The organism is Vibrio cidicii (assembly GCF_009665415.1).
Taxonomy (GTDB): domain Bacteria; phylum Pseudomonadota; class Gammaproteobacteria; order Enterobacterales; family Vibrionaceae; genus Vibrio; species Vibrio cidicii.
Genome location: NZ_CP035922.1, coordinates 434,706 through 458,301, shown reverse-complemented (window position 1 = coordinate 458,301; position 23,596 = coordinate 434,706). Strand labels below are relative to the sequence as shown.

General features: G+C 49.9%; 18 protein-coding genes and 1 riboswitch. Of the genes, 13 read left to right on the top strand and 5 right to left on the bottom strand.

Features of this window, described 5'->3' with window-relative positions:
* Window positions 1–9: 9 nt before the first annotated feature.
* Complete coding sequence (locus EWA64_RS17570; protein ID WP_039464262.1) at window positions 10–1,758, bottom strand: SgrR family transcriptional regulator; 1,749 nt, start codon at window positions 1,756–1,758, stop codon at window positions 10–12.
* A gap of 246 nt (window positions 1,759–2,004) precedes the next feature.
* Here EWA64_RS17570 and EWA64_RS17565 point away from each other — a divergent pair, with 246 nt between their 5' ends.
* Together EWA64_RS17565 and ribB are read left to right on the top strand one after the other, a co-directional pair.
* The gene (locus EWA64_RS17565) at window positions 2,005–2,127 is read left to right on the top strand and encodes a hypothetical protein (protein ID WP_280512697.1); all 123 of its coding nucleotides are present in this window, start codon (window positions 2,005–2,007) and stop codon (window positions 2,125–2,127) included.
* Window positions 2,128–2,325: 198 nt separating this feature from the next.
* Window positions 2,326–2,465: riboswitch (FMN riboswitch) on the top strand.
* A 100-nt stretch (window positions 2,466–2,565) separates the two neighbouring features.
* Window positions 2,566–3,222, top strand: coding sequence for a 3,4-dihydroxy-2-butanone-4-phosphate synthase (gene ribB / locus EWA64_RS17560; RefSeq protein WP_039442095.1), 657 nt, complete (start codon window positions 2,566–2,568; stop codon window positions 3,220–3,222).
* Window positions 3,223–3,279: 57 nt separating this feature from the next.
* Here ribB and EWA64_RS17555 read toward each other — a convergent pair whose 3' ends face one another.
* Entirely contained in the window at window positions 3,280–5,166 is a 1,887-nt protein-coding gene (locus EWA64_RS17555) for a PLP-dependent aminotransferase family protein (protein ID WP_039464260.1), read from the bottom strand.
* Between the two features lie 250 nt (window positions 5,167–5,416).
* Between EWA64_RS17555 and EWA64_RS17550 the strand changes: the two genes are divergently transcribed.
* A complete protein-coding gene (locus EWA64_RS17550; RefSeq protein WP_039427071.1) occupies window positions 5,417–5,713 on the top strand; it encodes an isoamylase early set domain-containing protein in 297 nt (98 codons plus the stop codon).
* 35 nt (window positions 5,714–5,748) lie between these two features.
* Here the strand turns inward: EWA64_RS17550 and EWA64_RS17545 are convergent, their stop codons facing one another.
* Window positions 5,749–6,693: a LysR family transcriptional regulator gene (locus tag EWA64_RS17545; protein ID WP_061893297.1), complete on the bottom strand. Its 945-nt coding sequence runs from the start codon at window positions 6,691–6,693 to the stop codon at window positions 5,749–5,751.
* A 124-nt stretch (window positions 6,694–6,817) separates the two neighbouring features.
* Here EWA64_RS17545 and EWA64_RS17540 point away from each other — a divergent pair, with 124 nt between their 5' ends.
* The 8 genes from EWA64_RS17540 (at window position 6,818) to EWA64_RS17505 (ending at window position 18,155) form a co-directional block, all read left to right on the top strand.
* Entirely contained in the window at window positions 6,818–7,453 is a 636-nt protein-coding gene (locus tag EWA64_RS17540) for an NAD(P)-dependent oxidoreductase (protein WP_061893296.1), read from the top strand.
* Between the two features lie 244 nt (window positions 7,454–7,697).
* Window positions 7,698–8,399 (top strand): response regulator, encoded by a 702-nt coding sequence (locus tag EWA64_RS17535; protein ID WP_061893295.1) that lies wholly within the window; start codon window positions 7,698–7,700, stop codon window positions 8,397–8,399.
* Window positions 8,400–8,408: 9 nt separating this feature from the next.
* Window positions 8,409–9,716 carry an ATP-binding protein gene (locus EWA64_RS17530; protein ID WP_061893294.1) on the top strand — a complete coding sequence of 436 codons (1,308 nt, stop codon included), beginning with the start codon at window positions 8,409–8,411 and terminating at the stop codon, window positions 9,714–9,716.
* Window positions 9,717–10,014: 298 nt separating this feature from the next.
* Window positions 10,015–10,374 carry a diacylglycerol kinase gene (locus EWA64_RS17525; RefSeq protein ID WP_061893293.1) on the top strand — a complete coding sequence of 120 codons (360 nt, stop codon included), beginning with the start codon at window positions 10,015–10,017 and terminating at the stop codon, window positions 10,372–10,374.
* The gene (locus EWA64_RS17520; protein ID WP_244881407.1) at window positions 10,371–12,026 is read left to right on the top strand and encodes a phosphoethanolamine transferase; all 1,656 of its coding nucleotides are present in this window, start codon (window positions 10,371–10,373) and stop codon (window positions 12,024–12,026) included. Before EWA64_RS17525 ends, EWA64_RS17520 begins: the two co-directional genes overlap by 4 nt.
* Before the next feature lie 11 nt (window positions 12,027–12,037).
* Entirely contained in the window at window positions 12,038–13,975 is a 1,938-nt protein-coding gene (locus EWA64_RS17515; RefSeq protein WP_061893292.1) for an LTA synthase family protein, read from the top strand.
* Window positions 13,976–14,233: 258 nt separating this feature from the next.
* A complete protein-coding gene (locus EWA64_RS17510) occupies window positions 14,234–16,255 on the top strand; it encodes an alpha-amylase family glycosyl hydrolase (RefSeq protein ID WP_061893291.1) in 2,022 nt (673 codons plus the stop codon).
* Between the two features lie 259 nt (window positions 16,256–16,514).
* Window positions 16,515–18,155 carry an endonuclease gene (locus EWA64_RS17505; RefSeq protein ID WP_061893290.1) on the top strand — a complete coding sequence of 547 codons (1,641 nt, stop codon included), beginning with the start codon at window positions 16,515–16,517 and terminating at the stop codon, window positions 18,153–18,155.
* 44 nt (window positions 18,156–18,199) lie between these two features.
* On the opposite strand, the gene EWA64_RS17500 is transcribed toward EWA64_RS17505, so the two are convergent.
* Both EWA64_RS17500 and EWA64_RS17495 read right to left on the bottom strand, forming a co-directional pair.
* On the bottom strand, window positions 18,200–18,982 hold the full coding sequence (locus EWA64_RS17500) for a substrate-binding periplasmic protein (protein ID WP_061893289.1): 783 nt from the start codon (window positions 18,980–18,982) through the stop codon (window positions 18,200–18,202).
* 101 nt (window positions 18,983–19,083) lie between these two features.
* Complete coding sequence (locus EWA64_RS17495) at window positions 19,084–19,998, bottom strand: DMT family transporter (protein WP_061893288.1); 915 nt, start codon at window positions 19,996–19,998, stop codon at window positions 19,084–19,086.
* A gap of 87 nt (window positions 19,999–20,085) precedes the next feature.
* On the opposite strand from EWA64_RS17495, the gene EWA64_RS17490 reads away from it, so the two are divergent.
* Both EWA64_RS17490 and EWA64_RS17485 read left to right on the top strand, forming a co-directional pair.
* Window positions 20,086–21,537 carry an aminotransferase-like domain-containing protein gene (locus EWA64_RS17490; protein ID WP_061893287.1) on the top strand — a complete coding sequence of 484 codons (1,452 nt, stop codon included), beginning with the start codon at window positions 20,086–20,088 and terminating at the stop codon, window positions 21,535–21,537.
* A 119-nt stretch (window positions 21,538–21,656) separates the two neighbouring features.
* Complete coding sequence (locus EWA64_RS17485) at window positions 21,657–23,504, top strand: M3 family metallopeptidase (protein ID WP_061893286.1); 1,848 nt, start codon at window positions 21,657–21,659, stop codon at window positions 23,502–23,504.
* Window positions 23,505–23,596 lie beyond the last annotated feature (92 nt).

Here is a 23,596-nt window from a genome sequence, read left to right as displayed (position 1 = left end):
AATATAGTCTTATTCTGCTGCCCAGACATTACGAATATCTGGCCATCCCCAATTGGTGAGCGCAACATCTTGTAATACGCCATGGAAACGCAACGTCTGTAAGTGGTGGAACAGCGGCGAAATCCAATACTCATTGATCAATGCCGAAGCAATCGGTTCAAGCTTGTCGAGATAATCAACTAGGGGCACTTCAGCGCGCAGGGCGATCAGTTGTTGATCCAGCCATTCACTTGCCATCTCACCAATACAGGCATGCAAGATGGGATTGCTGAAGAGATTGCAAAAGGCGGAAGCATGGCGGTTATCGTCTAAGCTGATGTTGGTCAAAATCAGTGCTTCGCTGAGCTCACCTTCTCTGGCTTTTTGATCCAGTCCGCGATAGGAGTATGTTTGGATCGTCACTCGGCATCCTTGTTCGGCAAGTAGACTCTGTATAGCGCGCGCGCAATGCGACAACACTTTGTAGTTGTAAATCGCAAGGTCGATGTGCTTTGGTAGCTTCACTTTTTCCGCTTTTGGCCGCACGACAGCTTGCCACTGCGGCAGCAGATTGTGCGCCGTCACTGAACCAAACGAGCCATTCATTTTCGCAATCTCGCTTTGCACCCGCTGCGGTGTCAATAGACCACTGAGATAACGACGCTGCGCTGGACTAAAAGCGTTGCGTCCAGTTTGGTTATACATCAACAGTAAACAACCATCCTCTACTCGGCTCTGCTGCTGCGGGTGAGATTCCTGTACAGATTTTCGAGAGTTGACATAATGGTCACAAGGCTCATGGCTCGCCTCAGGCTGGTTGGTCTCGATCTGTTTGCGCGCAGCCGTCTGCTCGTCAATCAGCCAGATAGTGACTTGATCGGTAATCGCACGACAAGCAAAGTAGTTTTCAAACGCACGCAACTTAAACTGCGCCTCGGAATGTTCCACCAATTCAAACGGGCCGCTACCAATCACCAACGGACTTTGCGTTGCATTAACTTGGCTAACAGGCTGAATAGCGTAACGAACGCCAGCAATCAGGCCTGCAAATCCGCGATCCGACTGTTTTAAGGTGAACACCACTTTGAGTGGCGACTCGTCGACGATGTTATCGAGATGAGCCAACTCTTTGCGATACAAATCCAAGCTCGAGAGTTTGGCAAACAGACTGACAATCGTGCTGGCGTCAATCGCAGCGCCGTTGTGAAACGTCAGCCCCGGTCTGAGATAAAATGTCCACTTGCGATCATCGTCGTCACTGCGCCAATGATGGGCTAACTCCGGGTGCAACTGGCCATCTTTATCGCAAGAGAGCAAGCAACAGTAGAGCTGACGGATCAAAAAACGTTCACTACTGCGCTGCAAGTGGTGCGGCAGAATTTGTTCAAATGGCCGCTTGTAGGTGAGTTGGATGTGCAAACGCCCAGCGCGCAGCGACGCGCCCGAGGTGTTTTTCAGCAGGCGACCGAAAGCATTTTGATCTTGGTCCAAAATGGCCAGCGCTTTTTCATATTTTCCCGCCCGGATGCGCGTTGTGGCCAGTTGCTCTTTCAATGAGGCCAGCTCAATATTCAACATCAATTGCGATCGCTGGTTGCGCCCAGACTTGGGTTGCCACTGTAGCCAACCCGCCTGCTGCATTTGTGTTAACAAGCTGCGTGCGTGTCTCGGCGTGGTAAAGAGTAGATCGGCCACTTCCTGTAGCGTGGTTTTGACCGCGACGCCCACTCCCATAGGCTGCAAACGCACATAGTAACGAAGAAGATTGAGTTCTGACAAAAGTGAGCCTCGCGAAATGAGAAGCCACTAGTATCGCGTAAACCGGGAGAGAAAAAATCAGAAAAAAATCACTTTAATTGTTCCTCGTTTTACCACTTTCATTCCTAATCTCAGCCTTTTTTGCCCTTCACTCTGTTTATCCGGAACAAAACGGAAAAACTTACTCAGTTTTTCTATTCCCGATTTTGTCGGAGTATAGCTAGGCAGCAAGTCCACCACCTTTTCCCGCACCACAAGGAGCCTATTATGAGCAGTAACTCAAATCACAACACCAAACGGGTCATGCTTAGCTACTATGCCAATCGGCTTAGGGCTACTCGCAACCCACTAGAGCGTCAGGCTCTGCTCATTTTACTCGATTGGCTGTGATCCTGAGCCAAAGCGGCACTTTCCATTTATGCTCCTAACGAACCTGCGTTGCTGGTCCCCCCCACCAATAACTGGGTAAGTGCCGCTTTGACTAAGTATCCCGGGCGGCGGACAAAGTTCCGCCAAACGGTTTTATTCACCTTCCAATCGCTTGGCGAAGCGAGTAACATGCCCGAGCAATTAAGCAAACGTTAAACTTTTTATTCTCAGGGCGGGGCGAAATTCCCCACCGGCGGTATACCTTTTAGGTGAGCCCGCGAGCGCTCGATTCGTCGAGGTCAGCAGATCTGGTGAGAGGCCAGAGCCGACGGTTAGAGTCCGGATGAGAGAGAATGAAACCACACCAGAACACCCACGTTCTGGTGCATTTCGTTTTGGATTGAGCTTAGCTCATTCCCCTCATACAGCCCTGATTCTGGTGATTATTAGGAGTTAACCATGAATCAGTCATCACTACTTGCCGAATTTGGCGATGCTATCACGCGTGTTGAAACGGCGCTGCTTGCGTTACAACAAGGCCGTGGCGTGCTGCTTTTAGACGATGAAGATCGCGAAAATGAAGGTGATATTATCTATTCCGTCGATCATCTGACCACCGAACAGATGGCGCTGATGATTCGTGAATGCAGTGGCATCGTCTGCCTATGCCTGACCGAGGAGCAAGCCAATAAGCTGGAACTGCCGCCGATGGTGGTCAACAACAACAGCGCCAATCAAACTGCGTTTACCGTCTCGATTGAAGCCAAACACGGCGTAACAACCGGCGTATCGGCACAAGATCGTGTCACGACGATTAAAACCGCGGCCAATCCGCAGGCAAAGGCAGACGATTTAGCTCGTCCTGGGCACGTTTTTCCTTTACGTGCCCGCCCTGGCGGCGTACTTGCGCGTCGCGGACACACGGAAGGGACGGTGGATCTGATGCAAATGGCGGGGTTATCTCCGGCTGGTGTGTTGTGCGAGTTAACCAACCCCGATGGCAGCATGGCGAAAACGCCAGAGATCATCGCCTTTGGCAAACTGCACCATATGCCAGTACTGACGATTGAAGATATGGTCAGCTACCGCAAGCAGTACGATCTGAAACTGGCGTAAGCCACTTGAAATGCAACAAGGCCAGAACTTCTGGCCTTGTTTGTTATGGAAATGAGCTTAGCGGAATGAACGCCCTTTGATGGGCATTTTCACCAGTCGCCCTTTATTACGCGGCAGTTTGCGCGTGTGACAAACGTTTTTCAGCGGCACAAAATCGCATGGCGAGAAAGCATTGTCTGACATCAGATCACCGCAAAGTTTATCGATCAGCTCTTCATTAACATCCCACATGGTAAACATATGCACGTACTTACGGGTTTGTGTTGGATCGTTCGGATCGCGGATCTCCTCTTTTGCCAACGAGTACTTAAAGATAATGTCATCATTGGGCTGACAGAAAATCAGCGACAAAGAGAGCGGCGTGCGTTGCAGCCAGAGGTCTGGCGGTAAATCAGCGTTCTTACTTGCCCAGTATGTCGCCACGTCGGACAATTTTTGATAAGCATATTCCGCCATGCGCTGTCCTCTCATCGCCAGTTCGATCTGCTTACGATAGTCGTTGCGCGCAAAGTACTCCCAGAGGATCAGAGGGGAGATACCACTACGCGAACCAGCAAACGTGGTATCGGGCGAGCCAATGTACGTTGGATTATCCGGAGGCGTTACCATGAATTTATGCTTGGTCATGTAAACGCCGGTCGGCCAAGGTGCGCCCGGCCACTTATGCCCGCTGGTAACGATTGAGTGCACCATCTCGTTACGAAAATCAAAATCGGGCCCAGTTGAGCAATGGTTGTTTTCAAAAAATGCCTCATATTCCGGCATGCGGGCCGCCATTTTTACAAACGGCATATAGCTGGCTCCTAGAGCGCCATCAACATGAATCCAATAGCCGCTGCGCCACTCGGTTTTGCTCGGATCGTCAGGATCGATCGGTACTTGACGCTCATACAAGCCATACTTTTTCAATACTTCTTTAAGCCTTGCAGTCGCCTCGTCAATGTTGTCGTAAGCGCCTTTAAACGTCGTGCCATAGTTGAGCACCACAATAGGCGGGTAGCCTCTACTGGCGAAGAAATCGACATACGCCACCAGCTTATCAACATCAATGGCCCCCGAGCCGACTGGCAATCCCGCAGATGGGCCTTGCGAAGGCACTTCCGAAGGCCAAGGTTCGCCAGGCGCAAGCGGATTTTCATCGGGATAAAGGCGATTACCAAGCTCACCGAACGTCTCGATTTTCTCCACTGACATCGCTTTGACTATCGAATAGTGGGTATCTTCGGAGAAAAACGCCACGGGCGTGTAGGCATTGGGCTTGTCATCCTCTGCCTCGGGATAATGGGCATAAAGCTGCGAATATTTGACGGTATTGCCTTGGGCATCCTCTCCGGTGATCTCATCATCTAACAATTTTTGCCCGGAGAGATAATCGCGCGCGTTGAGCATGGCGTACAAGTTTCCTTCTGTGCTGCCCATGGTGAGCACATATCCCCAGTAACTTTCTGGATTGCCGGGCTCAACTGAGCCATCACTGCGCAAATAAGGCCCTTGCGAAGGCCAATTGGCGTTCCACAGCGAAGCAAAATAGTCGAGCACCATACGTTCAACAAATTTGCTGTTGACCGTGTAATTCCCATCGACAAATGGGTCTCCGACATTGTTCAAACTGACATCGAGAAACGGCGCGATATTCTGACGATATTGAATCTTTTCCTCTGCCTGATAGCCGATGAAATTGGCTCGTTGAGTTGCGGCGTAGCGATAAACTTGCTCAAAAGCCGTTTGTTGTTGCAGCTCAGTTTGCCCGGTGGGCGGGATCTCCATCATGCGTTCATCAACGGCAGCTTCCTGCTGCGCAAAGGCGTAATTGAGCCGACGATAGACGTCAATCGGATCGGCACTGGGCGCGGAGATCAATCCTTGCGCTTCCGGCGGCACCAAGGTTTCCCAAGGCTGTTGTTCTGGTCCATATTTGATTGAATTTTTGCAACGATCACTCATGAGAGTTCTCCCTATTATCTTCAGAAACGTCGTCAGCATGATCTAGCCAAACTGTATGAGCATAGTTGCTTATCTTAAAGATGCCACTTGTGCAGAATCATGTAACGTCACAGAGGAAAAGCCCGACATCAGCACCATGACGCTGCCAGTAACTTGCAATGCCTATGAAACAGTAGTAATACTTATACCCAGATTACTTTTGAAGCACCTTTTTGGGTGTGCGGTTGTTGTGAGATAAAAGGATATTGCTATGTTAAAGAAACGCTTTTTCAAGACAAAAGATGAAGTCGAGGTGACTTTTGAAGTCGAACAGGAACACTGGGAAAGCGCGCAGGTGGCCGGGGATTTCAATAATTGGCAACCTGAACCAATGACGTTGGTGAAGAAAAGCGGCCAATTTAAGTTCAAAACTCGTCTGCCCAAGGAACAGAAAATCGAGTTCCGCTATCTGTTTAATGAAGAGAAATGGGAAAACGATCCTCAAGCCGATGGTTATGTCGCCAACGGTTTTGGTAGCGATAACAGCTTGGTTTTGACCAGCGAGTAAACCGCACACACGTAAAGGCGCTCATCGCGCCTTTTTTAATGCCCGCCATTTCTGCTCTCTTCTCCGTGCCTTTGGCACTCACTTGGCACTTGCCAGCGCTGTACGTCTTCTCCCCAGCGCTGAGCGATAAAATCAATAAACTGCCTCACCACGGGTGTCTGATAACTGCGAGACAGGTAAACCGCCCACAGCGCTGAACCGGGCACATGATAATCTCGCAACACCACCTGCAACTTCCCCTGTTGCAGCAACGGATTGGCCAAATCACAGGGCAAGCGAATAATCCCATGCCCCGCCTTCGCCGCGCCAAGCAAAGTGCCCATATCGTTGGCACGAATGCAGCCCTTCACCTCCACTTCCGTTACTTGGTTATCCGCAACAAAACGCCACAGCACCGAGCTCAGATGCACCAAACAGTTGTGCTGGCGCAGATCTTGAGGCTGTTCTATTGGCGAGTGGCGTTGTAAATATTCCTCCGAGGCGCAAATCACCGTATCGATCGCCATCAGTTTTCTCGCAATTAAACTCTCGTCAGGCTGGTTGGTATAGCGCAGCGCCACATCGACGCGTTCGTCCACCAACTGGGAAAACTTATCCGAGGCGAGAATGTCCACCGTCACTTGCGGATGAAGCTGGGTGAACGCACACACCGCATCAATCAATAGATGCTGAGAAAAGCCAATCGGCGCTGACACGCGGATCAAACCACTTAAAGCCTGAGATCGACTCAACGCTTCCACTTGCAACGCCGCCGCTTCGTCGAGAATGCGTTGGCAACGCACATAAGCCTGTTCGCCCGCGTCGGTCAGGCTGACTTTTCTGGTTGTGCGGTGTAACAACCGCTGCTGCAACCACGCTTCCATCTCTTGAATATGCCGCGACACCTGTAATCGACTAAGATTGAGCACTTCCGCCGCTTGGGTAAAACTGCGGCAATTCGCCACTTCAATAAAGCTCTTTATCGCTTCCAACTTATCCATACGTCACCAATTAGATCGAAATGCAGATACAATCTATATCAATAGCCAGCATTTATCACCAAATCATTAGCCAGTAGACTGCAATGGTTGTCGAGAAAGACGGGATAAATCACAGGAGATTGAAATGAAAGTAGCGGTATTAGGTGCATCTGGCTGGATTGGTAGCCAAATCGTAGAAGAAGCAGTAACTCGTGGTCATCAAGTCATCGTATTGGTGCGCAATCCAAGCGCCATCGAACGCCAAGACGTTGAAGTGCGCCAGTTGGATGTGCTCGCAGAGCAAGATTTTGCTCAAGCCCTCCAAGGGGTAGACACTGTTATCGCCTCCATCGGCGGTCGCGCGGCAGGTAACCACGATATGGTTGAACGCTCGGCAGCAAAACTGCTGGAGCAACTGCCAAACGTGGGCGTAAAACGCCTGCTGTGGGTCGGCGGCGCAGGGTCACTGGAAGTTGCCCCTGGCGTTCAACTGGTTACTGTACCCGATTTTCCAGCGGAGTATAAAGATGAAGCATTAGCCCAGTCGCAAGCATTGCAAGTGTTTCGCCACAGTGACTCACCGCTCAATTGGACTTTTGTTAGCCCAGCGGCCGAAATTTTCCCGGGTGAGAAAGTCGGCCATTTCCGAGTTGGTGGCGACCAACTACTGACCGATGCACAAGGCCACAGCAAGATTTCAGTCGCGGACTTCGCCAGCGCCATGCTGGATGAACTGGAAACGGCGAAACACGCCAAGCAACGTATTTCTGTCGCTTACTAGTATGAACCTAAGCAAAAACACGGCTTAGCACATTGCGAAAACTGACCAAAGCCATGCCGTTGCATGGCTTTTTGCTATGCTCTTTATCAGCAACGATGACTCTTTTTCATTATTGATACACTGTTCAGAACTGAGCACGAATTAAGCCGAACTATTTGAAACAACGCGGTGAAAGGTGTAATTTCACATCGCCTTGAAAGGCGAAACCAAAAATCATAACAAATACAAAGCATAGAAATAGACCATGGCAGAAAACCACAAGTTGATCATTGTCGAAGACGACATCAAGTTACAACAAATGTTGGGTGACTATTTTCAGTCACAAGGATTTACCGTGATCACGACCGACAATGGCTTGGATGCCCCATCGCTGATTTTGCAGGAAAAGCCGTGCATCGTTTTGCTTGATCTGATGCTACCGGGCCAAAATGGCTTAAGCGTCTGCCGACAAATTCGTGACAGTTACTTTGGCAAAATTCTCATGCTTACCGCCAGTGATGACGATTTTGACCACGTCGCAGCACTGGAAATGGGCGCCGATGATTATGTCAGCAAACCGATTAAGCCACGCGTATTATTAGCTCGGATCAGAATGCTGCTCCGCCGTCCAGATGTTACGCTCAATGAAGAGAGCAACCACTGCCAATTTGGCGTACTCAAACTTAACCGAATTCGTAAGGAGTGCCAGATTGCCGAGCGTGTTGTCAGCCTGACCGACGGTGAATTTGATTTACTTTGGCTATTGGCCAGCTCCGCAGAGCAAGTGCTCTCCCGAGAATGGCTGACCAAAACCTTACGCGGTATCGAGTACGATGGCATTGATCGCACCATAGACAATCGCATTGTTACCCTGCGCAAAAAACTCGACGACACCACCACACCAGCGAGAAAGATCCTCACCGTACGCGGTAAAGGCTATATGTTTATGCCGGATGTGTGGGAGTAACGACTCAATATGAAACGCATCTACCTCGAAGCATTCTGTGGCTTAGTTATCCTGTTTTTTGCCACGCTGTGGGGCTATGAAACCGTGGTTTATCAGTGGAATACGGACTACGACCAGATCCTCGAGCAATATCAGGCAGAGGCGTTTCATCAGTTGCTCGAACCCGCCTTTGAGGAAAAAGGCGATTTGTACGTAACACAACAGATCCGCCAATACGCGGCATCGACGCGTACTGTGCTGACGCTATTTGACCCGATGGCACTGCCCGCGGAAGTGGAGAACGCCTTTGCCGATAGCGCGTTGCAAGTCTACTTTGATCAAGATCGCAGCCTGTGGCTACGTTTCGACGACACCTCCATGGTCTATCATCTGGCGGACGACATACACTCCCCACTTAGGCAAGCTATTGATTTTGCAGATAACCTCATTTGGGTTTTCTTTATGCTGGGGTTTGCGCTCTACTGCGTGTTACTGATCTGGTTTTTGAGCCGCCGCGTGCGCGAGTTGGAACGAGTTACCTTAGCTTTTGCCTCCGGCGACCTTTCGGTGCGTGCAAAAACCACCAGCCGTTATTCGGTTGGAAGCCTCAACAAAAGCTTTAACATCATGGCCGATAAAATTGCCAAATTGATCACCAGTAATCGCATGCTGACCAACGCGGTGGCTCATGAGCTGCGCACCCCGATCTTCCGCTTGCAGTGGCAAGCCGATCTCTTAGCGGACTCAGAACTGAGCAAGGAACAACGTAAATCTGTCTCTAGCATGGTGGAAGACATTGATGAAATGGAACACATGGTGGAGGAAATGCTCTACTACGCCAAAATGGAGCGCCCTCAGGCCAATATTCAAACTCAACCCATTACACTATCACCTTGGTTTACCACTTTGCAGCAACGATGGCAGAGTGAAACGCCTCATTCGGTAGACATCGAGCTACAAACACCCCTTTCGTCGGTACACATCGATCCCCACCTTGTCAAACGAGCACTGGATAACTTGGTTCGTAACGCCATGCGCTACGCCAAATCACGCATCGTCTTGACCATCTTCACAGACGAAGATCAACTGACGGTCGAAGTTCACGATGATGGCCCCGGCATCAGCGAAAAAGACTGGCCCTACTTATTTGATGCCTTTTACAGCGTGGACAAATCACGTAACAAGTCGACTAGCGGTTATGGCCTTGGGTTAGCGATTGTCAAACAGATTGCAACCGTCCATCGCGGCGGTGTCGACATCGCTCACAGCCCTTTAGGCGGTGCTTGCTTTTTCTTGCACGTACGCCATAACGCGGTCACGCAAAATAAGTTGCACTAATTATCACCACATCGCTTACGTCTTACATTTCATTACAGAGTCTGACGGACTCAAAATATAAAACACTGTACATTTGAGCCCCACTATTGATGACAGTGTTAACAGCCACCTCCCTATCACGTCATTAATGTCGGACTTTCCGGCTCTGTGTTTCCAACTTGGCAGCATCTCTAAGCGCGGCATCTTGTGATGCCCGCGTGTTATTGCGTCCCGCTCACCGACGAGCGCGCCGATTGCTAAGCCAATCTTAAGAAAGCAGCGCCATTCTAAACAAACACAGCAAAGCAGGAACATTGTTTTGAAACCAGGAAAAACAGGCATTCGCCGTATCGTTGATGCAACCGGTTACTCCATTCAAGGGCTTAAAGCCGCTTGGGGGCATGAAGCCGCATTTCGGCAAGAGATGATTCTCACCACACTCCTTTCTATCGTGGCGTTTCTCTTACCAGTGACTCATATCGAACGCATTTTGCTGGTTTCCAGCCTCCTGCTGGTGGTGATTGTTGAACTGCTGAACTCTGCTGTAGAGGCAGTGGTTGACCGTATTGGCAGCGAGCATCATGAACTAAGTGGACGAGCCAAAGATATCGGCTCGGCGGCGGTTTTTGTTGCGCTGGCACTAGCACTGTTTGTTTGGTCTTCGGTATTACTGGCATGATGTTGAACAGAATTAAAACCGCCACAAAAGGCGAATTCTCCTATCTCTCCTTCACTTTTTTGATGGCGCTCTACTTTACACTGGTGGTTAACCTACCGGTTTATAAAGAGTTGTTATCTATTTTCACTAAGCTGGACACGGTTAAAATTGGCTTTGCCATTTCCATTCCATTGTTCTTTCTGGCGGCGCTCAATCTGATCTTCAACCTATTGAGTTGGCCTTGGCTGAGTAAGCCGCTTTTTGCCCTGTTGCTGATTGTATCGAGCATGGTGAGCTACGCAGGGTACAACTACGGCACCTTGTTTGATTACAGCATGATTGCCAATATCTTCGAGACCGACAGCAGCGAAGCCAGCTCTTATTTTAGCACCTACTCGCTTGTCTGGACGCTACTGATGGGCATCATCCCAGCTATTTGGGTGTTGCGTGTCAAGCTCACCATGCGCGGTTCTTTTATTCGCATGACGCTGCACAAACTCGCGATGATTCTGGCCTCTGTTCTCGCCATTGGGGTTATCGCAGCGCTTTACTATCAGGATTACGCCTCGGTCGGTCGCAATAACAGCTACCTGAAGAAAATGATCATCCCGACACAGTACGTCTACAGCGCGACTCAGTACATACGTGATACTTATTTCACCACGCCACAGCCGTATCAACAACTGGGACTAGATGCGAAACAGTCGGATCAAGCGCTTGCTCAAGCACAAACCAAGCCCACTTTGCTGGTGTTTGTGATGGGCGAGACGGCTCGCTCGCAAAACTACCAATTAAATGGTTATGAGCGTGCGACCAATCCTTATACCAGCCAGTTTGACGTCATCTCATTCCAGGATGTCAGTTCTTGCGGCACCGCAACAGCCGTCTCTGTTCCTTGTCTATTCTCCAACCTAACTCGTGCAAATTTCGAACGTTCCGTGGCAGATAACCAAGACAATGTGCTGGATATTTTAAATCGTGCTGATGTTTCTCTATTGTGGAAAGAAAATGATGGCGGCGACAAAGGCGTTGCACGAAACATTCCTTCCGTGACGGTCGATCGTTCGCGCAAAGATGCCATGTGTAATGGTAGCACCTGCTTTGATATGGCATTGCTGGAAAACTTTGACCAAGAAGTCGCCAGCATGCAAGGCAACCGTATGATTGCGCTGCACCTTATCGGTAGCCATGGCCCGACCTACTTCCAACGTTACCCTAAAGAACACGCCGTGTTTATGCCCGACTGCCCTCGCGCTGATATCGAAAACTGCAGCGTAGAGCAGATCACCAACAGCTATGACAACACCATACGCTATTCCGATTATGTGATTGCTCAGACGATTGAGAAATTGCAACGCCTTGAAGAGCAATTTAATACCGCGCTGATTTATGTTTCGGATCACGGCGAATCGCTTGGAGAAAACGGGCTATTCCTGCACGGAATGCCCTATGGCTTAGCACCAGAGTACCAAACCAAAGTGCCATTGATACTCTGGATGTCTTCAGGTTTTAAGAAAGCCAAAAATGTGAACGAAAGCTGCCTAAAATCAGAGGTTCAACAAACAGATACCTATTCACATGACTATATTTTCCATTCATTGCTTGGGATAATGGACGTCCAAACCGAGCTGTATAACTCTCGGCTTGATCTCTTCTCTGCGTGCCGTTCATAAGGAAATCATTCATGCGCAAACTGAATTTGGGCCCATTACATCCTATTTTGGCATTTAGCGCCTTTGCTTTAGGTCTTCTTACCACCTCAAGAGTGCTGCTTGCCGTTTGGCAAGCAGACCGAGTCAGTGCCGCTGAAGGATGGCTGAATCTCATCGTGCAAGGTATTCGAGTCGATATAGCCACGCTCAGTTGGCTATTTATCCTGCCGGCGCTGCTGGCTGCGCTTTTTCCCGTGCAAGGCATCTTCGGTAAAATTTGGCGAACGTTGCTACGACTCTGGCTAGTTGCAGGTTTGTGGATTCTCGTTTACATGGAGCTCGCCACACCGCCTTTCATCATGGAATACGACCTGCGGCCAAACCGTTTGTTTGTTGAATACCTGATTTATCCCAAAGAAGTGTTCAGCATGCTCTGGTCGGGCTATAAACTGGAGCTGTTTATCGGTTTGATCGGCTCTGTCGCGACCTTGTGGTTTGGCTGGAAATGGAGCGAAAAAGTCACGGCGCAAACTCAGCAAGTCAAGTGGCGCTGGCGTCCCGTATTGGCGGTCGCCGTTATCATTCTTGGCGTACTCGGCGCACGTTCATCACTAGGCCATCGACCGCTCAACCCGGCGATGGTGGCATTTTCTAGCGATCCATTGGTCAATGATCTTGTGCTGAACTCGGCTTACTCGGTCTTTTTTGCTATCAACAACATGAAATCCGAGCGAAGTGCGGTGCAATTTTATGGCAAGATGGACACCAATCGCGTTATCGAGTTAGTAAAGCAATCTTCCGCCAAAGAGAACTATCTGCCTGGCAGCTTACCAACGCTAAACTTTAACCCTGCCACACATCAAGGCAAAAAGAAAAACCTCGTGATCTTATTGCAAGAGAGCTTAGGTTCCCGTTTTGTTGGTGGATTGGGCGGCTTGCCATTGACACCAAATTTGGATCAGCTCCTCAAAGAAGGCTGGAGCTTTACCCAAATGTACGCAACAGGAACGCGCTCTGTTCGAGGAATTGAAGCGGTAACGACGGGTTTCCCACCGACACCATCACGCGCTGTGGTCAAATTGAGTAAAAGCCAAACTGGCTTTTTCACCATCGCGGATTTACTGCAAAAGCAGGGATATCACACCCAATTCATTTACGGCGGCGAAGCGCACTTCGATAACATGAAAAGCTTTTTCCTTGGTAATGGCTTTGAACAGATTGTCGATGAGCCTCAATATGATAACCCTGAGTTCAAAGGCTCTTGGGGGGTGAGTGATGAAGATCTCTATACCAAAGCGGATCAAGAATTCACTCGTCTCAATCAACAAGGTAAGCCTTTCTTTAGTCTAGTCTTTACCTCGAGCAACCACAGCCCGTTTGAGTATCCCGCTGGTAAGATTGAGCCGTATGATGCCCAGTTCAATACGCGCAACAATGCAGTGAAATACTCAGATTACGCACTTGGCACTTTCTTCGATAAAGCGAAAAAATCAGACTACTGGGATAATACCGTGTTTATCATCATCGCCGATCACGATGCCCGCGTATACGGTTCACAGCTCGTTCCTGTGGAGCATTTCCATATCCCGGCGTTGATTCTGGGTAAAGATATCACTCCGAGAGAAGACGATCGCTTGGCGAATAACTTAGATATGCCACCAACCTTACTCTCTTTGATTGGGGTGGATGCGACGACGCCGATGATTGGCCGAGATTTAACCAAACCTCTCGCCCGTGAAGATGAACGAGCCATGATGCAATTTGATAAAAACTTCGGTTACCTTACCCGCGACAATCTGGTGGTGTTCTCTCCTGGCGAAAAAGTGTCGACCTACCAATACAACTTTGCCGATAAAACACTCACGCCCAAAGACGCAACCCCAGAGGATATTGAACGAGCCAAAGCTCATGCTTTGTTAGGTTCGATGGCGTACAAACATAATTGGTACAGCGCTGACGCCGCTCACTAACGCCCAACCCGTCATCTGACAGCCTGACAAAACAAATTTGCTCACCCTCACAAAAACGCCATCTACTTTCGATGGCGTTTTTACTTTTTACTCAACGATCTGTGATCCACCACAAGCTCGGTAGGCATTAAGGTCCGAACGGCTGTGATGACGATCTCTCATCCTCCCTCCTCCTCCCTGCTGACTGAGTAAAAAGGCTGATTTTATTGATGAATTATTCATCAATAATTTGCGCAAAACTCTAATAAGGAAATTAACGTGAAACAGGTACTCACCACACTTTCATTGGCGGTTGCCACCGCCCTGCTGGCCGGTTGTAACTCATCTTCCAATGTCGAGAAACTGCCCAGCACCAACGCCTATCAATGTGATGTCGCCGCGACGGATAAAGCGGACGACCTGCGTATCTACCAAGTCATGGTGGAGAGCTTTGTCAACGGCAACGAGCAAATTGGCCACGGCACTGGCTACGGCACCAGCCACCATATGGGCGATATTCAGGGCATCATTGACTCGCTTGATTACATCCAATCGTTGGGGATGAACGGCATTTGGCTCACACCAATCTTTAACTCTGTACCGAAGGCGGGGCAAGATCACTGGGCAGATCGCCTTGACGCCACCGGTTATTTTGCCACCAACTATTTTGAAATAGACCCACGTTTTGGCAGCATGGACGACGCACGTCGATTGGTCGAAGAAGCCCACGCACGCGGCTTATACGTCTTCTTTGATGGCGTGTTTGGTCACCACAAAGGCAACGTGGTCGCCTCACCGACAGGCAAGCTTCCGGCTGGAGGCAACAATCCAGTAGATTACCCGGAAAGCCTCGCTTTCTATCAGGAGGTGGCGCAATTTTGGGTTAAGGAACTCAAGATCGACGGTTGGCGCCTAGACCAAGCGTACCAAGTGCCGACAGAGGCTTGGGTAGAGATCCGCAAAGCCGTAGATGACGCCTCAAAAAGTGTCACTTATACCAATAGCAAAGGGGAAAACGTCAACCCACTTGGCTACATGGTGGCCGAGATTTGGGCGGGTGAAAACCGCATCACCGAAACCGGTTATGGCAGCGCAGAAAACCCCGCACTATGCTCCGCTTTTGACTTCCCTGTACGCTACCGCCTAGTCGAAACCTTTGCGGTCAATGAGGCGGGCGTAGGCGGTAAGTCGGGCGAATGGCTGGCAGAAGGTATGGACTTACATGCGCTGTATCCAAGCCATGCTCAGCCGAGCCTGATGATCGGTAACCATGACTTAGTCCGCTTTGGCGATCTCTTGCAGCGCGGCAACATCGCCGAGCCACAAGATGCTGAATACTGGCTGCGCCACAAAGCGGTCTTCGCTTTCCAAGCGGCTTACACTGGGCCAATCACCCTCTACTACGGCGATGAGATTGGCGATCAGGTCGATAATTTCGCCGCGAAAGTAGAACAAGATTGCGCGGTTAAAGGCTTGTGTGACGATCATGTTGCTCGCTCCAGCGGCAAAGTGGAAGGTGTAACGGCGACGTTGAATGCCAACGAGCAAGACCTCAAGCAGTACGTGCAAAAATTAATGGCGCTGCGTAGTAATCATCCAGCTCTTGCTAAAGGCAAGCGAGTCAATGTTCTGGCTGACAATAAAGTCTACGCGGATCATAAAAGCACGGCTGACGAATCGATTCTCTACGTGGCGAATCTCGGCAAAGGGCTGCAATATTTGCAACTGAGCGATGAAAAAGTGGGATCAACGGGCAGCTTGACCGATCTGTTGACAGGTGAAGAGATCAAACTGATCGACGGGCAATATCTGATCTCGCTCAACCCACTTGAAGCACGCTTCCTCAAGATCAATCAACCTTCGGCAGCTGGCCCTAAAGTTGCCAAAGCGGCGATGGCCAGTGGCATCGGTGAAGGCTTCATGGCGCAGTGCAATAACCCAACGCTCGATGAAAGTGGCCCTATTCGCAAAAAACTCTACGTGGTTGGCGATTTCAGCGATTCGGCTTGGCAGCACCAAGATCATCGCCAGTTTGAGTACAAAGGCGACGGCGTTTACCAAGTGGTGACCAACGAAAAACCGGGCAGCTACCGTATGCAGTATGCCGCTAAAACCTGGACTCCTCAGTTCACCGCCAAAGGGCTTAGTCTGAAATTAGGCCAAGATAACCCATTGATTAAAGGCGGCTATGGTAAAGATACCGCGGTGACCATTATGGCGGAAGGCCGTTACGTCTGGAGTTTGCAATTTGACCAACAAGGTACGCCACTCAAAGTAATGGCGTCCAAATGTGCTGAGTAACGCCAGCTCAGCGACATAAGCTGGGTGTCTCACCCTGCTAGTTTGGGATGCTGTTATCAGCATCCCTTTTTTTATATTTGGCTAACCTTTCATCACTCCTTGATTAACGAAATCGGTTTCCTGTTTATTTCGTGACAAAATTCAAACATATTCATGAAAGTAATGGTTTTGTAATGCAAAATTGCGACCTTTGTTAACTTTCCTGTTGCGATGAAACTTTATCCTTAATTGATTTTTATATCATTAAACAGAAGGTTATATGCTAAATAGAATAATGACTCTAAGTGCACTGACTCTGCTCTCCACCAGCGCAGCGTACGCACAAGTCACCAATGGTGACTTTGAAAGTTGGACCAACAACACACCAAACGGATGGACAACCATTGATTCCGGTATTGCGCTGAGCCAAAGTAATTCGGTATTTAAAAGCGGCAAACTCGCTGCGGCCATCGCGGTCAATACCGGAACTCAATCCGAGACCGATTTCACTCAGCTTGTTCAGGTGGAACAGGGCAAAACTTACCAGTTTTCCGTGTCGCTTTATCACACTGAAGGCAAAGTAAAAGCACGTTTGATCGTGGACGGCTATCAGGGCTATTCCAATAGTGGCCTCGTGAACCAATGGCAAGATCTCACTTTTGCTTACACCGCGACCGCCACCAAAGAGATTACTGTCGGTCTGCGTTTTTATGACATGACTGGTTTTGACGGCTCTGAAACCGTTTATATCGACAATTTTCAGCCGACAGAGACCGCCACCACTCCGACAGAACCAACCAGTTGCGCCAATACTACCGCGACTTTGACCTTAATCACCGACCAATACGCCAGCGAAACCAGTTGGTTGCTTAAAGACAAATCAGGCAGCAGCTTGTTCTCTGGCTCTGGCTATGACAATTCTTCCAGCAATACGGTAGAAATGTGCCTCGCCGATGGCGAATATACGTTTGAAATCAACGATACCTACGGAGACGGCATCTGCTGTAGCGTGGGGAATGGCTCTTACAGCCTGGTCGCCAACGGCAGCACGCTTGCCTCTGGCGCTGAGTTTGGCAAAACTCAGGCAACCACCTTTACTTTGGGCAACGGTACGCCAACGGATCCAACCGATCCTACTGAACCACCGGTGCTCGGCGAATATTACAAAGCCGCTGAGGGCAAAACGGGTTTTGCACTGAAAACCGCGCTCTACAACATCATCGCCAATCATAACAGCCAAGGCTACAGCGCAATTTGGAACCTAGCGAAAGTCGCCGATTTGGATCTCTACTATGAGCAGGACGGTTCCATCCTTGATATGTACTCGGAGAAACCTGCGGGTGCTGACGGTGCTCAGTTTACTAAAGTAACGGACCAATGCGGCCAGTACAGCAAAGAAGGCGATTGCTACAACCGTGAGCACTCTTTCCCGAAAAGCTGGTTTGGCGGCACCATTGAACCAATGAACTCAGATGGTCACCACATTTTCGCCACCGACGGTTATGTAAATGCCAAGCGCAGCAACTGGCCATTTGGTGAAGTAGGTAGCGCCAGTTATGTATCTGGCAATGGGTCGAAACTGGGCACGGCTTCAGCGACGTTAGGCTACAACGGCACCGTATTTGAGCCCATTGACGAGTTCAAAGGGGATTTTGCTCGCGCTTACTTCTACATGGCAACCCGCTACGAAAATGCCATTGCCAATTGGGAAGGCAATACCAGCAACTCCGACGCGATTCTTGACGGTACGAACAGCACTGTGTTTGAACCTTGGATGCTGAATATGCTCAAACGTTGGCATAGCGCGGATCCGGTGAGTCAAAAGGAACGAGATCGCAACCAAGCGGTGTTTGAGTTCCAAGGTAACCGCAATCCATTTATCGATCATCCGGAGTTTGTCAGCGCGATTTGGGGCAACTAAACGGACAGTCTTCCCCATGCAACCCGCTTGCATGGGGAAGATGCTTAACGATAGCGATTCATAATCGCTTGATGTAACGAAATGCCCTCTGCATTTTTCTCGCTTTTCAAACGATCAATACCCATCTGTAATTGTTCTACGACCTTCTGAGGCACATGCTTATTAAAAGCAAAGTAGAGTTCACCTTTTTTAAGGATGTAAACCACCTTAAACATCTTAGGATCGAGCCCGGCTTGGCCAGTCCACCAAAGTGCTGCGTTTTCATCGTAGGCGAGCAGATCAATGCGTTTTTTCATCAATTGCTCGGCCAGTTGGGTCACGTAGTTGGCTTCTTGCATCGCTTCACGCGGCACGCCCAACTCCAGCAACATTTGTTCCCCGACATCGTCACGAATCACACCAATACGATAGTTCGCCATATCAATCGGTTCCTTGATGACAATACCGGAATCGACTCGTGACAGCACCACCGCTTTAATATCGCTAATCGGTCCGACCCATTTAAACAGATCTTCACGATGCTCGGTGCGCGTGGTAGAAAACAGCACCGCATCATTGTTGGTCAAGGTCGCTCGATAAGAGCGAGCCCAAGGCTGAATGACTATCTGCTGAGGGGTGATCTGCACACCTTGTAATTTTGCCGCTTCAATAAGAATGTCGACCGAGTAGCCAGCAGGAGCATCATCTTTAATGAAGTTCGCCGGCGGGTAGACTTCTGAATAGAAAGCAAGATCCTCAAGCGAGGATACCTGAGCAACAGCAGACGCGGAAAGCAGCGCCGTGAGGACAATTCCTAAGAGACAAAAGCTGCGATATAAGACGCCCATATTCCACCTGTTTTTTGCCGAAAGCTAACTAAAAAATAGGTTAAGATCCCAGCAACGTCTATCAGCGGCATTCGCTAAATCAATAACACCTCAGTTTGCCGTCACGATTTCACGGTAGAGGCAGCCACGGGGTCGGTTTCGTCTAACGGTGCTATTTTAGGCTTGCGTACCACCAAGAACACCGCCACAGCGGCCAAAACAAAACCAGCGACACCATTGATATCAAACGATTCACCGAACATCAGCCACGCTTGCAACGCCGTCATCGGTGGCACAAGGTAAAACACCGACGCCACACTCGACGCCGCACCATTTCTCACCATATAAAGTAAAAGCAAAATCGCCACACAGGAGAGCACCAACACCAGCCAAATGAGAGCGAAAATAAACTCGCCAGTCCACTGCACCTGCATCGTTTCAAACTGCACTGCGTAAGGTAAAAATAGCAGCATCGCCGCCATATACTGCACCGTCGCACCGCCAATCATATCCACCCCATGGCAAAAGCGCTTTTGGTATAAGGTACCGAGGGTAATGCCCACCAACGACATCAAACACAGCGTCACCGCTTGCCATTTATACTCCTCCGATTGCCAGTCCATTTTGCCCGACAACACCAAACTGATAGCAATAAAGCCAAGTACCAACCCCACCCATTGAGAGCTGCGAAAGCGCTCTTGCAGGGTTAGCAGCAGTATTACTGCTGTCAAAATCGGCTGAATGCCCACCAAAAGCGAACTCAATCCGGCTGGCATCCCCAGTGAAATCGCCAGATAGGTGCCACCAAGATAAAAACCGTGGATCAAGATGCCAACCACACAAGAGTGCCAAAGCCCTGCTCCGGTGGGCATTCTGCGCCGAAGCAGTGCCACCAGCAGCAAAAACAGCACGACGTTGGCCGCCATACGAATCGACAGTAGCGTTGCCGGCTCTGCGTACTGCAAGCCCAATCTCGCGCCAACAAAGCCAGAGGCCCACAACACCACAAACATAAATGGGATCAATCTCAGCAACATGGTTACTTTCTCTCGTCTTGTTTTACTATTTTGGGTTACTTTAGTCGGGTACAGATAAAGAGATAAGAGACAGACAAGGCCGTTTTTATGGGTACAGTTTCTCAAAGCAGTATGAACGAAAATAAATACTTGCAAGTCGAGCAGCATCTTAAGCAGCGAATCGCCACCGGGCAGTATCAAGCAGAAGACCGGCTTCCGTCGATACGCGAGCTGCAACAAACGCTTGGTGTGAGTAAAAATACCGTGATCCGCGCCTATCAGGAGCTGGAAGCACAAGGGCTGGTCTATGCGCAACATCGCTCCGGATTTCGCGTTAAAGAGCGACAAAATGAGCGCACACAAACATGCTGCGCTCCTGCCGACGTGGATCTGCTTTCGGTGTGCCGCGAGATCCTCAGCTATCCCGAGCAGCGGGAGCGGCTACCGACAGGCTCCGCGCACCCCAATATCGAAGCGCCCGCGATCAAAAGTCTCTACGCCGAAATCGGCCGCCATAGCAGGATGCAAAACCACTTCCCCAGCCACTACCAATTACCGCCAGGCGATAAACTGCTGATTAAACAACTGGCAAAATTGACGGCGGATCTCGGCGTGCCCGCCTCCGTCGATGATTTAATTGTCACCCATGGCGCACAGCAAGCCATCAGTCTCGCACTGCGTGCCATTACCAAGCCCGGCGATATCGTCGCCGTGGAATCGCCTTGTTATTTCGGCACCTTGCTGCTGCTGGAGTCGTTAGGTCTCAAAGTGCTTGAAATCCCCAGTTGCCCGAGGAGCGGGATGGAGATCGATGCACTCGCTCTGGCACTGAGCCAATGGCCGATCAAGGTGATTTTAGTCACGCCCAATTTCACCAATCCGACTGGCGCGACTATGACACTGGAGAAAAGGCAGCGACTGCTGACAATTTCAGCCGACATACCCATTATTGAAGACGACGTGTTCGGCGCGCTGAGCTTCGAAGCGCCGCTGCCAACGCTAAAGTCACTGGATAGCCAAGATAAGGTGATTTACGTCAACTCGCTGTCGAAAACCTTGGACTCACGTTTGCGTATTGGCTGGGTATTGTCTGGGCGCTATCGCCAAGCGATTGAAAAACATCTGCTGTGCGATAACATGGGCAGCCTGAATCTGATGCAAACCGCCGTGGCGAGCTTTCTTACCTCAGGCCGTTATCGCTCGCACACCGCACGCATGCGGCGGATCTATCAGCACAACAGCAAACTGTTCTGCCAGATGCTTATCAAGGCGTTAAACCAGTATCCCAGCATGCTGGGCAGGTTTACTCTTCACCCAGCGCAGGGTTCCTTTTTGCTGTGGTTAATCCTTCCGCAAGGGTTTGACAGCTATCAGCTTTATCAACAATGCAAACAACAGGGTATCAGCTTGCTGCCCGGCACGCTGTTCGGCACCCAGCAGCAATATCGGCACTGTGTGCGTTTTTGTGTCGCGACCTTTAATCAAGATAAAAATTGGCAAACGGCGATCGATTTACTCGCTAAGCTGATTGCCAAACAGAGCCCCAAAGACCTGCTGTAAACTAAGGGTACATTGCAGTTTACAAATTGCGGCAAAATGAAACTTGTGGCACTTTAGGGCCGATTCGCGCGCCATGTCATAATGGCGCTTCTTCAAAGCAACCATTTTCAAGGACAAAAATGACTGCGACTTCCTACCTTAATCAACTCAATCACCAATATTTGACCATTCATCGCCGCAAAGAAGATTTCTTCTGGGAAACCTACATGGGCATCAGCGATGATCACCAAGGCTCAACCCAAGCACAGACACAATGGACCAACTTTTTAGCCCAAGCCGACAAGATCGCTGAGATCAAACAACAACTTCAAGCGGCGGAGCAGATCACTGACCAACAAGAAAAAAGTGCGACCAAACAGGGGCTACAAGGCTGGCTGAACATGTTTGAATCGCATGCGATTGAAGCCGACACCGCCCGCGAGCAAAAAGCCGAGCTGATCCGTTTCGAAGCAGAACTGTTTGAGAAAAAACAGAACCACGTCATGACCTACACCAACGAGCAGGGTCAAGAAGTCGAAGGCAGTCTGCCAGTACTTGGCGCGGCGATTCGCAATAGCGATCAGGAAGCGGTGCGTCAATCGGCTCACCAAGCCCTGCTCAATCTCGAACAGTGGCTGCTAAAAAACGGTTTCTTAGAGCTGGTCAAAAAACGCAATGCTTTTGCTCGTTCGATGGGCTACCGAAATTTCTTTGACTATTCGGTGGTTAAAACCGAGCACATGACCACACAAGCGCTGTTCGCCATTTTGGATGATTTCGAGCAACGTACTCGCCAATCGCATCAAAATAGCTTGCAGCAACTGGCGCAAGAAAAAGGAGCAGCAGCTCTACACGGGCACAACTTCATCTTCTCATTTGCAGGCGATGCGATGCGCGATCTCGATCCGTACGTGCCTTTTTCTAAATCGCTGCGCCGCTGGGTCGAATCGTTTGGCCGATTGAACATCGACTACTCCGCGGCCGAGTTAACCCTCGATTTGTTGGATCGCAAAGGCAAATACCCGAATGGTTTCTGCCACGGCCCCATCCCGTCGTTCTACGATCAGGGCGAATGGATCGCGGCTAAGGTCAACTTCACTTCGAACGCCAAACCAGATCAAGTTGGCAGTGGTTACGATGGCATTAACACCTTGTTCCATGAGGGCGGCCACGCCGCGCACTTTGCCAACGTGAAAATGAACGCGCCATGCTTCTCGCAAGAGTTCGCGCCAACCTCAATGGCGTATGCAGAAACGCAATCCATGTTCTGCGACAGCTTACTCAACGATGCCGATTGGCTGAAATTGTACGCGCTCGATGCCAATGGCAATCCGGTACCGGATGAAGTGATTCAAGCGATGATCAACAGCCGTCAGCCATTTAAAGCCTACGAAGAGCGCAGCATCTTAGTTGTGCCGTACTTTGAACGTGCCTTGTACGAACTGGAGGAAACCCAACTGACGCCAGAAGTGGTCACTCAGTTGGCGCGCGATACCGAACAGAAGATTTTAGGGCTGGCGTGCAGCCCAAGGCCGCTGATGGCTATCCCACATCTACTGTCGGATGAAGCATCCTGCGCTTACCAAGGTTATCTGTTAGCACACATGGCGGTGTATCAAACTCGCGCTTACTTCACCGAGAAGTTTGGTTACTTGACTGACAACCCAGAGATCGGCCCTTTACTGGCAAAACATTACTGGCATGCAGGCAACAGTGTTTCTCACTCGCAATCGATCAAAAGCCTCACTGGCGAAGGGTTTAACGCCAAGTACCTCGCCGATGCATGCAACCTTTCCAGTGAACAAGCGTGGCAACGGGAGCTGAAGAAAATTGCGACGCTGGGCGAGCGCACGCGTCCGCAGCCAGCGTCTCTCAATGCCCGCATCACCGTAGTCGATGGCACGAAGATTCTGGCGAGCAACGAGCTAAGTGATGCCGATATGTGCGATCAATTTGAGCGCTACATCGAAACCACTTACGGCCGCTAATCTTGCTTTCAAACTATATTGTTCAAGGGCTGGCTCACTCCAGCCCTTTTTTGTTGTGTTCACTTCGCTCTCTGCGCTTCAATTTTACCTGA